Origin of the sequence: Hoeflea sp. CAU 1731, from assembly GCF_039888615.1 — a bacterium.
Taxonomy (GTDB): domain Bacteria; phylum Pseudomonadota; class Alphaproteobacteria; order Rhizobiales; family Rhizobiaceae; genus Flavimaribacter.
In genome coordinates, this window is the sequence record NZ_JBDQQS010000002.1 from 125902 (window position 1) to 138241 (window position 12340).

11 protein-coding genes and 1 pseudogene are annotated in these 12340 nt (G+C 59.2%); 9 read left to right on the plus strand and 3 right to left on the minus strand.

The features are described from left to right. Positions 1–39: 39 nt before the first annotated feature. Genes AAFN47_RS04690 through AAFN47_RS04720 form a run of 7 tightly spaced genes read left to right on the plus strand, consistent with a single transcriptional unit; the run spans position 40 to position 8073 of the window. On the plus strand, positions 40–723 hold the full coding sequence (locus tag AAFN47_RS04690; RefSeq protein ID WP_499808059.1) for a GntR family transcriptional regulator: 684 nt from the start codon (positions 40–42) through the stop codon (positions 721–723). A 36-nt stretch (positions 724–759) separates the two neighbouring features. Next, positions 760–2337 (plus strand): ABC transporter substrate-binding protein, encoded by a 1578-nt coding sequence (locus tag AAFN47_RS04695; RefSeq protein WP_499808060.1) that lies wholly within the window; start codon positions 760–762, stop codon positions 2335–2337. Between the two features lie 26 nt (positions 2338–2363). Further along, the gene (locus tag AAFN47_RS04700; protein ID WP_499808061.1) at positions 2364–4136 is read left to right on the plus strand and encodes a CocE/NonD family hydrolase; all 1773 of its coding nucleotides are present in this window, start codon (positions 2364–2366) and stop codon (positions 4134–4136) included. Beyond that, the gene (locus tag AAFN47_RS04705) at positions 4133–5110 is read left to right on the plus strand and encodes an ABC transporter permease (RefSeq protein ID WP_499808062.1); all 978 of its coding nucleotides are present in this window, start codon (positions 4133–4135) and stop codon (positions 5108–5110) included. The genes AAFN47_RS04700 and AAFN47_RS04705 overlap by 4 nt, the downstream gene beginning before the upstream one ends. A gap of 47 nt (positions 5111–5157) precedes the next feature. Then, on the plus strand, positions 5158–6048 hold the full coding sequence (locus tag AAFN47_RS04710) for an ABC transporter permease (protein WP_499808368.1): 891 nt from the start codon (positions 5158–5160) through the stop codon (positions 6046–6048). Then, positions 6045–7031: an ABC transporter ATP-binding protein gene (locus AAFN47_RS04715; RefSeq protein ID WP_499808063.1), complete on the plus strand. Its 987-nt coding sequence runs from the start codon at positions 6045–6047 to the stop codon at positions 7029–7031. The genes AAFN47_RS04710 and AAFN47_RS04715 overlap by 4 nt, the downstream gene beginning before the upstream one ends. Position 7032: 1 nt before the next feature. Then, positions 7033–8073, plus strand: coding sequence for an ABC transporter ATP-binding protein (locus tag AAFN47_RS04720; RefSeq protein WP_499808064.1), 1041 nt, complete (start codon positions 7033–7035; stop codon positions 8071–8073). Positions 8074–8141: 68 nt separating this feature from the next. Here the strand turns inward: AAFN47_RS04720 and AAFN47_RS04725 are convergent, their stop codons facing one another. Further along, positions 8142–8276, minus strand: a complete 135-nt coding sequence (locus AAFN47_RS04725; RefSeq protein WP_499808065.1) for a hypothetical protein — start codon at positions 8274–8276, stop codon at positions 8142–8144. Positions 8277–8416: 140 nt separating this feature from the next. Here AAFN47_RS04725 and AAFN47_RS04730 point away from each other — a divergent pair, with 140 nt between their 5' ends. Next, a complete protein-coding gene (locus AAFN47_RS04730; RefSeq protein ID WP_499808066.1) occupies positions 8417–8590 on the plus strand; it encodes a DUF1328 domain-containing protein in 174 nt (57 codons plus the stop codon). 68 nt (positions 8591–8658) lie between these two features. Beyond that, positions 8659–9150 carry a DUF992 domain-containing protein gene (locus AAFN47_RS04735; protein ID WP_499808067.1) on the plus strand — a complete coding sequence of 164 codons (492 nt, stop codon included), beginning with the start codon at positions 8659–8661 and terminating at the stop codon, positions 9148–9150. A 161-nt stretch (positions 9151–9311) separates the two neighbouring features. On the opposite strand, the pseudogene uvrB reads toward AAFN47_RS04735, so the two are convergent. Both uvrB and AAFN47_RS04745 read right to left on the minus strand, forming a co-directional pair. Next, positions 9312–11769, minus strand: a pseudogene (gene uvrB, locus AAFN47_RS04740) (excinuclease ABC subunit UvrB); the annotation flags it as partial. Between the two features lie 101 nt (positions 11770–11870). Further along, the gene (locus tag AAFN47_RS04745; protein WP_499808068.1) at positions 11871–12269 is read right to left on the minus strand and encodes an acyl-CoA thioesterase; all 399 of its coding nucleotides are present in this window, start codon (positions 12267–12269) and stop codon (positions 11871–11873) included. Positions 12270–12340: the final 71 nt, after the last annotated feature.

A 12340-nucleotide genomic window follows, 5' to 3' on the forward strand; every position in this document is an offset into this window, starting at 1 on the left:
TTTGACGATATGCAAGACGAATACGAGGAATTCTGACTGATGTCCGACATCGATCTCCTGGCCCTTCGACAAAGCAGCACGCTTTCGGAACTGGTCGCAGACAAGATGGAAAAGCTGATCCTGAGCGGCGAACTTGCGGCTGGGGAGCGGATCAATGAAGCCGTTCTCGCCAAGGAACTTGGCGTGAGTCGCGGTCCCGTGCGGGAAGCCTCGATGTTATTGACCAGCAGGGGGCTGGTGGAGTTCATCGCCTTTCGGGGCGCTTTCGTGCGCAAGATCAGCCGCGCGGAATTGCTGGAGATCTACGACCTGCGCGCAGTGTTGACCGGTCAGGCCTGCTATCTGGCGGCGCTCAAGGCCGGGGGCGACGCGGGGCCGCTAAATGATCTCCACGAACGCATGGAAAAGGCGGCCGACAGCAACAAGGCGGACAAGTACTACACGCTCAATCTGAAGTTCCACGAGTGCCTAGTCGATATGGCCGGCAGTTCGCGGCTCAGGACGATGATCGATTCACTCGTCAACGAGATGCATCTCTACCGGCAGGTCTCTTTGCGGAGCCATCCGGATATGGCGCAGTCAAACCGGGAGCACCGGGCGATCCTGGACGCGATCATTGAGGGAGACGCGGAAAAGGCCCGCGAACTTGGCGAGGCGCATGTGCGCGCCGGTAAGAAAAGGTTCGAGGCGGCAGGCGCGGAAACGCTTGTCGAGGACGAATAGCATTCACTTGATTTGATATTGAAAGGGAGGAACATCATGAAAATGAAGTCAATCGTGGCGGCCGCAGGTCTGGCCGTCATCACCGCCAGTCTGTTGCCGGCGGTTTCGGTCGCCGAAGACGTGGTCATTGGGGTGCGCACGGAAGCGGCTTCGGTAGATCCGCACTTTTCCTATGTGGCGACCAGCAAGGCAGCGGTCACGAATATCTTTGACACGCTTATCATGCGCGACAAGGATCTGCAGCTGACGCCGGCGCTCGCGAGATCCTGGGAGCATATCGGCGATGGCGTCTGGGAGTTGAAGCTCCGCGAAGGCGTGACGTGGCACGACGGCGAGCCGTTCACCTCCGAGGACGTGCTGTTTACTTTCGAGCGAGCTCCAAACGTTCCAAACAGCCCTGCGCCTTTTGGCCAGTTTCTTTCTCAGATTTCGGAGGCCAAGGCGGTCGACGACCACACGATTCACATCACGACGCGTAACCCTTCGCCACAGATTCTCTTTGATCTCGCCGAAGTGCCAATCATCTCGAAACACGCCGGCGAGGGGGCAACAACGGCGGACTACAATGACGGCAAGGCGACCATAGGCACGGGGCCGTTCAAGTTCGTGTCCTGGCAGCCGGGCGGAACGCTCCAGCTGGTCCGAAATGATGAATATTGGGCGGGGCCGTCTGAATTCGAAAACATCGAAATCGTCGCCATGCCTAACGACGCCAGCCGCGTCGCGGCGCTTCTGTCGGGCGATGTCGATCTGATCGATTCAGTTCCGCCCGAGAGCTACGAGACGCTGGAAAAAGACGACGGTCTGGAGATCTGGAAGACGCCGGACGTCTACACCGCCTATCTGCACATGGACACCGATCGCGAAGTCTCGCCATTTATCACGGCCAAGGACGGCTCGGAAATAAAAAACCCGTTGCTTGATCCGAAGGTTCGCGAAGCGCTTTCGCTTGCAATAAATCGCCAGGCGATCATCGATCGTCTGATGAACGGTCTGGCGCAGCCGGCGGGCCAGCTGGCGGGGCCGACCATGACCGGTTTCAATCCGGATATCGAACCGGGCGCCTACGATCCGGAAAAGGCCAAGGCCTTGTTGAAGGATGCCGGTTATGAAGACGGCTTCAAGATTACCCTTCACGGGCCGAATAACCGCTATGTCGCCGACGCCCAGATCGTTCAGGCCTTGGCGCAGATGTTCGAACGCATTGGCGTCGCCACCGAAGTCGAGACGATGCCGGCCAACGTCTTCTTCCCGCGTGGCAGCAACCGTGAGTTTTCGATTTTCTTCCTCGCATGGGGGTCGGCTCAGGGCACTGCCTGGCATGGTCTGCGCGGCGTTCTGATGACCTACGACAAGGAGAAGGGATATGGCCCGTCCAATCGCGGTCGCTATTCCAATCCGGAAGTCGACAGATTGACGATCGAATCCATGTCGACCTTCGACGTCGATGAGGCTGCTCGCCTCTCGGCGGAGGCGGCCGGGGTGGCTTTCCGTGATTTCGCGATCATCCCGATGCACTACCAGATGAATGTCTGGGCGTCGAAGGATGGCTTCGAGTACGAGCCGCGGCAGGACCAGATGACGCTGGCCTATGGACTTTCCAGGCAGCGATGACCGTTCACGGCGGAACGATAGAAGAAATGAAAGACGCAGCTCCGTGCTGCGTCTTTTCCACGCCGATGCGTGACGGGACGTTGTTGATCGCGGATGTCTACGGACCGACGAACGAACGCCGACCCGTCGTGCTCGAACGTACGCCCTATGGCCGGCGTCGAACCGACCAGTCAGAGCGATACGCCGGGATGGAAAAATCGCTGTCGAGGGATCGGATCGCGGAACGTTTCGTAGAGGCGGGTTTCATTTATGCGGTTCAAGACTGCCGTGGTTGCGGCGATTCCGAGGGGCGTTTCTCAAAATATCTGCAGGAGCCAAATGACGGAGCGGACACGATTGGCTGGTTGCGGCGTCAGGCCTGGTGCGACGGGTTCGTGGCGATGACCGGTTTCTCCTATGGCGCTGCATGCCAAATGTCGCTGGTGGGTTACGAGGACGAGGAGCCGGACGCGATAGTACCCGATTGCGGCGGATTTTCCGACGCCTATCAAAGCGGCATCCGGCAAGGCGGCGCACTCGCGATGAAACAGGCGACGTGGGCGCATGCGCAGGCGATCCGCGACATGGTCGCATCGGGCGATATCATAACCGCCGATACGCTGCGCGCGCAGGATCTTGAACAATGGCTTCTGGACAGTCCCTGGATTGCAGGCCATTCACCTCTGGAAAGCGCGGTTGAGCATCGCGACAATCTCGCCGCGTTCTGGCAGGCAGGCGAAGATTCTGATTTCTGGCGCGCGCCCGGTTTGTCGACCGACAAGACGAAGCTGGCGCAGAGCCGCACGCCGTCTTTCTTTGTAACAAGCTGGTTCGACACGTCTTCAGTTTCGGTGATCGAGAATTTCCAGGCGATGCCGGCTGCGCCGAAACGTCTCGTAATCGGGCCGTGGGATCATGGCGTCAGATTCACGAGTGTTGGCGGTGGCGTAGATTTCGGTCGACGATCCATTCCGGAAGAAGGTCTGGGCGGCTCTTTGCTCGATCTGCGTCTTGAATGGTTGCAGGCAGTGTGCGACGGGCGGGCGCTGCCGATGGGCGTCACCTATTTCGAGATGGGCGACGGCGACTTCGAAGCGAACGGTTTGATAGAGCATGGTGGGCGGTGGCGCGAGGCTGCGTCATGGCCTCCGGACGATTGTCGCGCAGTAACGCTGCAGCTTTCGGAAGGGCGCTTGCATGCCGACCGGGTAACCGCCGAACCGGCGCGATGGATCAGCAATCCCGACAGACCCGTTCCGACGCTTGGCGGCGCCATAAATTCGGGCGAGCCTGTCATGTCGGGGGGCATGTGGGACCAGAACGCTGTCTTTCCCATCGTTGATGACGCAGAAACAAACCGCTGTCAGCGAGACGACGTTCTGATTTTCATGAGCGCGCCTCTCGAGGAGGATGTGGCCATCGCGGGCGCGCCAATCGTTGATGTGCAGATTTCTGCGGATTGTCCGGATGTGGACGTCACCATGAAACTGATCGACTGCTATCCGAACGGTCCTTCGCTGAACCTCTCCGACGGCATTTTGCGTCTTCGTTATCGGGATGGTTTTGATGCGGCGGTCATGATGACACCCGGTCAGGTCGTATCCGCGCGCGTCATCGGCACGCCCTGCGCCAACCTTTTCAGAAGGGGGCACCGCATCCGCGTCGATATCGCAGCAAGCAACTTCCCCAATTTCGACATCAATCCGCAGACGGGCGGGCCTCAGGGCATTCCACAGCAGCGCCGGATTGCTGAAATAAAGCTCCATTCGACGGCCGATCAGCCGTCCTTGCTGACGCTTCCGGTGAGGTCCGTTCAATGATCGCCTTCATCATACAGCGTGTTTTCCAGGGCGCCGCGGTGGTGCTCGCAATGTCGCTCATCGTGTTCGTGGGCGTTTACGCCATCGGCGATCCGGTCGAGATCCTTATCAATCCGGACGCCGACCAGCAGACCAGAGAGGCGGTCAGGCAGTCTCTCGGCCTCGATAAGCCGTTGTGGATGCAGTATCTGTTTTTCGTCAAATCTGCGCTGCACGGGGATCTTGGAACATCCTTCGTCTTCAACATTCCGGCAATTCAGCTCATTCTCCAGCGTCTGCCGGCGACGCTCGAACTGGCTCTGACGGCGACGGCTCTCGCCATCCTGCTCGGTATCCCGCTTGGCCTCGTCAGCGGTTTGAACGACAAGCGCTGGTATTCTCGCATGATCATGGCGGGATCGATCCTGGGATTCTCGCTTCCGACCTTCTGGGTCGGCCTGATCCTGATCCTCGTTTTCGGCGTGTGGCTTGGCTGGCTTCCTGTGTATGGACGCGGCGACACGGTCCGGTTTCTTGGCGTGGAGTGGAGCATCTTCACGCTCGACGGTCTCAGGCACATCATCTTGCCGGCGTTCAATCTTGCACTGTTCAAGATTGCGCTCTTTATCCGATTGACCCGCGCCGGCGTCATGGAAGTGGTCAATCAGGACTACATCCGCTTCGCAAACGCCATGGGGATCAAGAAGGCGCGGTTGCTCTGGCGGCATATTCTCAAGAACATCATGATCCCCATCGTTACGGTAATCGGCATCGAATTCGGATCGGTGGTCGCCTTCGCCGTCGTCACGGAATCGATCTTCAACTGGCCTGGCATGGGCAAGCTGATCATCGAATCCATCAACCATCTCGATCGTCCGGTTATCGTCGCCTACCTGATGGTCATCGTCGTGATGTTCGTCATCATTAACCTGCTCGTTGACCTGCTTTATGCGGGTCTCGATCCGCGGGTCAGGCTGGGGAGCAGCAATCGATGAGCGACCTTGGTCTGAATTCCGGCGCATCTCCAAAATTCACCGGCCCCATGCGGGTGCTCGGTGACAGGTCAGAGAGGCTGCGCAATTTCCTGCTGGAATACGCGCACAGTCCCATCGCGGTCGCCGGCGGCGGCATACTCGTCCTGCTTCTCCTGATTGCGATATTCGCGCCATGGATTGCGCCGCAAAACCCTTATGATCTGGCAAGTCTTTCAATTCTGGATTCGCGCCTGCCGCCCGGTTCCGAAAGCTATAACGGCTACACCCATTGGCTGGGCACTGACGGTGTTGGACGCGATCTGCTGAGCGCCATCATGTACGGATTGAGGATTTCGCTGAGCGTCGGCGTGCTGAGTTCGCTGTTTGCGCTGATGATCGGAATGTTTGTCGGTCTTTTCGCGGCATACACCGGCGGCAGGACCGAGAACATCATCATGCGCATTGTCGATCTTCAGATGAGCTTTCCGGCCATCCTGATCGCGCTAATCCTGCTTGCAATTCTGGGGAGGGGCGCTGAAAAGACGATGATTGCGCTTATCGCCGTGCAATGGGCCTACTATGCGCGCACCGTGCGGGCGTCGGCTCTGGTGGAGCGCGAGCGCGAATATATCGAGGCCGCGCGCGGCCAGCGCCTCGGTCATTTCCGGATCGTGTCGCGCCACTTGCTTCCAAACTGCTTCGCGCCGCTGCTCGTGGTGCTGACGGTTCAGGTGGCCCATGCGATCACATTGGAGGCGACGCTGAGTTTTCTGGGCATCGGCTTGCCTGAAACGCAGCCGTCGCTCGGACTGTTGATCGCCAATGGCTACCAGTATCTGCTTAGCGGGTCCTACTGGATTTCGATCTTTCCGGGCGTCGCGCTGTTGATCACGATTCTGTCGATCAATCTGGTCGGCGACAGACTGCGAGAGCTTCTCAATCCGGGGATGAGACGATGAACGCGATGCCGCCTCCACAGCCGGTTCTGGAAGTCGAGCGGCTGAGCACGGTTTTTGACCTGCGCGCCGGTATGGTCCGATCCGTCAATGATGTCAGCTTTATCCTGAAACGTGGGGAGATACTCGGCATTGTCGGCGAATCCGGCTCCGGAAAATCAGTTACGGGACTGTCCGTTCTGGGGCTGATCGAGCCGCCGGGGCGAATCGCCGCCGGGTCCATCCGCCTTGAAGGTCGCGAACTGACGACATTGGCAGACGCTGAAAAGCGCAAGCTGCGCGGTAACGCGATTTCGATGATCTTTCAGGATCCGATGACGACGCTCAATCCGGTGCTGTCGATCGGCCGACAATTTTTCGAGGTGATCAACGCCCATCGCAAGGTTTCCTACACGGCGGCGCTGGACGAGGCCGAGGCGGCGCTTGTCCAGGTCGGCATTCCGGCCGCTCGCGAGCGGCTTTCGAGTTACCCGCATGAACTCTCCGGCGGCATGCGCCAGCGGGTCTGCATCGCCATGTCGCTCATCAACAAGCCGGCTGTGGTCATTGCGGATGAGCCGACGACCGCGCTCGATGTGACCATCCAGGCGCAGATCCTCTACATGATGCAAAACCTCGTTCGCGATAGCGATGTCTCGCTGATCTGGGTCACCCATGATCTGAGCGTCGTCGCGGGATTGTGCGACCGGGTCGCCGTCATGTACGCCGGCCGCATCGTGGAAACCGGACCGGTGGAGGATGTGCTTGGCAATCCGCGCCATCCCTATACGAGGGGACTCCTGGACAGCATCCCGGGCGATGCAGAGCCTGGCCACCGCCTGCGCCAGGTGCCGGGGACCCAGCCGTCTCCACTCGATCTGCCACAGGGTTGCTCGTTCCGGCCGCGTTGCAGCGGGGCGCGAGAGGAATGCAAGAGCGAGTTGACCTCTGATCAGGTCGGTCCCGAGCATTTCGTTCGGTGTCTCTTCAAACTGGGTGGAGACTGAGATGCTCGGCGAGATTGACAGGACAGCAGACAACAAAGCGGTTCAGGCCGCCGCGCCCCATGTCGAGATATACAATGCCTCGAGAAGCTTCGTACAGAAGATGAGTCCGGTCGAGGCGCTGCTATCGCGCGCCGGAATGAACTATTCCGACCGTGTAGTACAGGCGGTGTCGGACGTGTCTCTCGAAATTCCCAGGGGTACGGCGCTGGGTCTCGTCGGGGAGAGCGGTTGCGGAAAGTCAACGCTCGGACGAATGGCGGCTGGATTGCTCTCCGCCACACATGGCGAGGTCATTGTCGACGGCGTACGTATGGACGCTGGTCATGCCCGTATGTCGGCCAGAGACATGCTGCGGGTGCAGATGGTTTTCCAGAACCCGATGGCTTCGCTCAATCCCCGGCAGAAAGTCGTCGATATCGTTACCGAAGCTGCGGTGTATCATGGTCTGATACGCAGACGGGACAGGCAGGAATTCGCCGCGGAATTGCTGCGGGAAGTGGGGCTGCCTCCTGATGTGCTGAACCGCCTGCCGCATCAATTTTCCGGCGGACAGCGGCAGCGAATCGGGATTGCGCGCGCCTTGTCCGTGTCGCCTGAATTTCTGATTTGCGACGAACCCGTCGCCGCGCTGGACGTGCTGATCCAGGCCCAGATCATCAACCTGCTGCTGGAACTGAAAGAGCGACGTAAATTGACGTTGCTCTTCATCAGTCATGATCTCGGCGTCGTACGCCACATCTGCGACGAAGTCGTTGTGATGTATCTCGGCCGTATTGTGGAGCGTGCTTCGACAGCCGACCTTTTTGCACGGCCAGCCCATCCCTATACGCAAGCCCTGTTTCAGGAGATCCCGCGCATCGGTTCCGGACGCCGGTCGTACGAGCCGATCAGCGGCGAAATACCGTCGCCGTTGTCGCCGCCGACCGGATGCCACTTTCATCCGAGATGTCCATGCGTGATCGAGAAATGTTCGTTGGAAACGCCACCGCTTATTCCGGTCGGAGACGCACGCTTGGCGCGTTGCTGGTTGCCGTCGGTCTGACAAGAGGGACCACTTCCCGGTTGTCATTAATATTTTCACGAATGATCCGGGTGGACCTATGACCGATATTACTGGGTCGCGTTGTCAATTGCTTCGCCCAGCTCTTCCGCCGGTCCGTCCTGCCTCCAGTCGATCTGCGTTCCTGCAACGAAGGCTATGATAAATGCTGCCGCTACGACGATACCCAACGTTGCCTGTTTCATGATCCGTCCTTTTCCAAATTCGATCGCTTGCAAACGCGCCGATCGCTGATCTGTTCGCCACCATGTCCATTCGAACTGTGGGAACTACCCGCGCGCAGCGTGCGTTTACATGCTGATCAATTGAATGGGAGAATCACACCATGCTTGGTTGGGCAATCACGTTTCTTGTTGTCGCGCTCATCGCTGGCTTGCTTGGTTTCGGCGGCGTTGCCGCAATCTCGGCCAATGTGGCGCAGGTGCTGTTCGTCGTGTTCCTGGTGCTTTTCGCCATCGCTTTGTTGGCGAACGCCTTGAGGGGCCGGCCGCCTCACTGACGACGCGTGGCCTTGGCGAAGGCCCGTCAGGCTGATGCGCCCGACGGGTTCAAGGAAGAGGAAAATCCATGATTATGTCTTCAAAATACCTGTCCTGTGCGACAGGTCTTGCTCTATTGGCGGCGCTGACGGCGACAGCAGCCCACGGCCAGGATAATTCTGCAAACAGACAGGTCGGATCCCTGACCTGCAGCTATGATGGCAGCCGTGAAGGGCCGGATGAGGATTGGTTGCCGGTCATCTGCGACTACAGACCTGAATCCGGTCCGATCACTCACTATGAGGGATTTGTTTCAAGTCAGGCTGGCCGAGCCGTGACGGACCTGCAGAATGCCCTGCTTTGGACCGTGTTCGCCGGCGACCGCGAAGTCGATGTTGGTGACCTTTCCGGGCGATATACCGGCGTCATCGATAGCGAGGCGCTGGGAGAAAACGATGTTCCTGTCAGCCTGACCGGCGGCAACGAGATTGAATTGAAACCGATGTCAGAAGACGCCCATGAAGGCTCGGGCCCCGCTATCCTCGAGTTGGAAATCCATCTCAAGGCCGTGAAAGCCTGATAGACTTCACCGTTTCTTGGGACGTTTCCCCGATCCGACCGGTCGGGCCATATCCGTTCCGGGACCCATATCGTCGAGCGACGGTTTCTTGAAATACCCACCGCCTCTTTCCGATGCGGGCAGGGGGCCGCGCTTCTTTCTCGCACGAGGGCTGGCTTGCATTTCGCTTTCCAACCGGGCGAGGGGATCGTCCATGACCGCGAGTTCGGTTTCGCGCAAGCGCTTGATTTCGTCGCGAAGCCGCGCGGCTTCCTCAAAGTCCAGATCGGCTGCAGCGTCCCGCATCTTCTTTTCCAGCGCTTCGAGATGGGCTTTGAGATTGTTGCCGACCATTGCGCCGGCTTCGCTGACGTGGCCGATATTGGCGGTCACGTGATCCTTTTCATAGACGCTGTCGAGAATGTCGGAAATCCGCGCCTTGACGCTTTCCGGCGTGATGCCGTGCTCCTCGTTCCAGGCTTGCTGTTTTTCGCGACGGCGATCCGTTTCCCCGATCGCACGCTCCATCGACCCCGTGATCGTGTCGGCGTACAGGATGACCTTGCCGTCGACATTTCGCGCCGCGCGGCCGATCGTTTGCACCAGCGATGTCTCCGAACGCAGGAATCCTTCCTTGTCTGCGTCGAGGATCGCGACCAGACCGCATTCGGGAATGTCCAGTCCCTCACGCAGCAGGTTGATGCCGACCAGCACATCGAAGCTGCCGAGCCTCAGGCCCCGAATGATCTCGATGCGTTCGAGGGTGTCGATGTCGGAATGCATGTAGCGGATCCGCACGCCCTGTTCATGCAGATATTCAGTCAGGTCCTCGGCCATTCGCTTCGTCAGCACGGTGACGAGAGTGCGATAGCCTTTCTTCGTCTGCTGATTGATTTCGTCCAGCACGTCATCGACCTGGTTCTTCGCAGGCCGCACCTCGACCATGGGGTCGATCAGGCCGGTCGGCCGGATAATCTGTTCGGCGAAGACACCGCCGGATTGTTCCATCTCCCAGTTGCCTGGCGTCGCCGAGACCGAAATCGTCTGCGGACGCATGGCGTCCCATTCCTCGAAGCGAAGCGGTCGATTATCCATGCAGGACGGCAGGCGGAATCCGTATTCGGCAAGCGTCGCCTTGCGCCGGAAGTCGCCGCGATACATGCCGCCAATCTGCGGTACGGTGACGTGGCTTTCATCGATGAAGATCAGCGCATTGTCCGGAATGTATTCGAATAGCGTCGGCGGCGGTTCGCCCGGCTTTCTGCCAGTCAGATAGCGCGAATAGTTCTCGATGCTCTGGCAGGATCCCGTCGCTTCCAGCATTTCCAGATCGAACCGCGTACGCTGTTCCAGTCTCTGGGCTTCGAGAAGCCGTCCCGCCGATTCCAGTTCCGCGAGGCGACCGGTCAGTTCCTGCTTGATGGATTTTATCGCCTGGTTCAGCGTTGGTCGCGGCGTTACGTAGTGTGAGTTGGCATAGATTTTCACCGATTTCAGTTCGTCGGTCTTGTGGCCGGTCAGCGGGTCGAATTCCGTGATCGTATCGATTTCGTCGCCGAACAGCGAAATGCGCCAGGCGCGATCTTCGAGGTGGGCCGGGAAAATTTCGATCGTGTCGCCCCGGACCCGGAAGGAGCCGCGCACGAAATTCACGTCAGAGCGCTTGTACTGCTGGGCGACGAGGTCGGCCAGCAACTGGCGCTGGTTGATCCGGTCGCCGATCTGCATCTGGAACGTCATCGCCGTATAGGTTTCGACCGAACCGATGCCGTATATGCAGGAAACAGAGGCGACGATGATGGCGTCGTCGCGCTCCATCAGTGAGCGGGTCGCCGAGTGCCGCATCCGGTCGATCTGTTCGTTGATCGACGATTCCTTTTCGATATATGTGTCGGAGCGAGGCACATAGGCCTCGGGCTGATAGTAGTCGTAATAGGAAACGAAATATTCGACGGCGTTGTCGGGAAAGAAATTCTTGAACTCTCCGTAGAGCTGGGCCGCAAGGGTCTTGTTGGGCGCGAGAATCAGCGCCGGCCGCTGCGTTTCCTCGATCACCTTGGCCATGGTGAAGGTCTTGCCCGATCCGGTCACGCCGAGCAGGACTTGCGTCCGGTCGTCTTCCCTGAGCCCTGACACCAGATCAGCGATCGCCGTCGGCTGGTCGCCGCTCGGCTTGAATTCGGTCTCCATGCGAATAGCGATGCCGCCTTCGGATTTCTCCGGGCGTTCCGGCCGATGAGGAACCCAGGCCTTGCCGTCCTTGAACAGTGGATTGCCGGATTCGATGAGTTTGGACAGTGCTTCGACTGTGGCGGTAACGCCGGTTCCGCCGCCGCTGCCCTTCAGGTCCAGCTTCTGGGCGTCTTCAAGACTCATATCCATGCCGGCCACGGGGTTGAGGCCGGCGGCCGCTCGCGTCTTTGGATCGTGACTGCCGCCAATAGACGTGCCGCGCGCGGTTCTGCCGGCGGCGACATTCTTGCTGGACTGCTTCCTGCCGCCGGATTTCTCCTTGCGGGATTTCTCGGTGATTTCCTTCGCCCAGTCGCCGACAGAGCCGCCGAGGGGCGTTCCCTCAAGCGGCTGTTGCGGCGCTTCTTCGAAGCCGTCGGTTTTCTGTTTGGAGGATCTGCTGGCCATGGTTCGAATATGGCGTCGTCGCCGTCAAATGGAAAGGGCAACGAAGAACTCGAGCCGCCGAATTTGTCGCCTCCTGACACAAGGCTGTCAGGAGGCGCCGACTACGCGCTAAGAATATCCACCGGGCGGGGCTTGCCGCTGTCGTCCAGCGCCACCATGACGAACCTTCCAGCGATGACGCGTTCGCGATGCGGTTTCAGGTAGCGTTGGGCCCAGGCTTCGACGTGCAGCGTCATCGATGTCCGCCCTACTTTTTCGATTTCTATATAGACACAAAGGGTGTCGCCCACGTGCATCGGCTTCTCGAAGATCATTTCGTTGACGGCCGCGGTGACGACGCGTCCGCCGGCAAGTTCCGCCGCCCGGATGCCGCAGGCAAGGTCCATCTGCGCCATCACCCAGCCGCCGAAAATGTCGCCCGCCGCATTGGCGTCGCCCGGCATGGCGAGCGTTCGAAGGGTAAGTTCACCGTTGGGAACGGCGTTTGCGTCCGAGTTCATTGCCGACTCCGTCTTGCTGGTCACGCAGAGGCATTACCTGCAAATCAGACACGGATGCAAGGATTGCATGG

Excerpts from the sequence above, each read along its gene's own strand:
- AAFN47_RS04690 (WP_499808059.1), top strand. The coding sequence starts at position 40 with ATGTCCGACATCGATCTCCTGGCCCTTCGACAAAGCAGCACGCTTTCG.
- AAFN47_RS04695 (WP_499808060.1), top strand. The coding sequence starts at position 760 with ATGAAAATGAAGTCAATCGTGGCGGCCGCAGGTCTGGCCGTCATCACC.
- AAFN47_RS04700 (WP_499808061.1), top strand. The coding sequence starts at position 2,364 with ATGAAAGACGCAGCTCCGTGCTGCGTCTTTTCCACGCCGATGCGTGAC.
- AAFN47_RS04705 (WP_499808062.1), top strand. The coding sequence starts at position 4,133 with ATGATCGCCTTCATCATACAGCGTGTTTTCCAGGGCGCCGCGGTGGTG.
- AAFN47_RS04710 (WP_499808368.1), top strand. The coding sequence starts at position 5,158 with ATGCGGGTGCTCGGTGACAGGTCAGAGAGGCTGCGCAATTTCCTGCTG.
- AAFN47_RS04715 (WP_499808063.1), top strand. The coding sequence starts at position 6,045 with ATGAACGCGATGCCGCCTCCACAGCCGGTTCTGGAAGTCGAGCGGCTG.
- AAFN47_RS04720 (WP_499808064.1), top strand. The coding sequence starts at position 7,033 with ATGCTCGGCGAGATTGACAGGACAGCAGACAACAAAGCGGTTCAGGCC.
- AAFN47_RS04725 (WP_499808065.1), bottom strand. The coding sequence starts at position 8,276 with ATGAAACAGGCAACGTTGGGTATCGTCGTAGCGGCAGCATTTATCATA.
- AAFN47_RS04730 (WP_499808066.1), top strand. The coding sequence starts at position 8,417 with ATGCTTGGTTGGGCAATCACGTTTCTTGTTGTCGCGCTCATCGCTGGC.
- AAFN47_RS04735 (WP_499808067.1), top strand. The coding sequence starts at position 8,659 with ATGATTATGTCTTCAAAATACCTGTCCTGTGCGACAGGTCTTGCTCTA.
- AAFN47_RS04745 (WP_499808068.1), bottom strand. The coding sequence starts at position 12,269 with ATGAACTCGGACGCAAACGCCGTTCCCAACGGTGAACTTACCCTTCGA.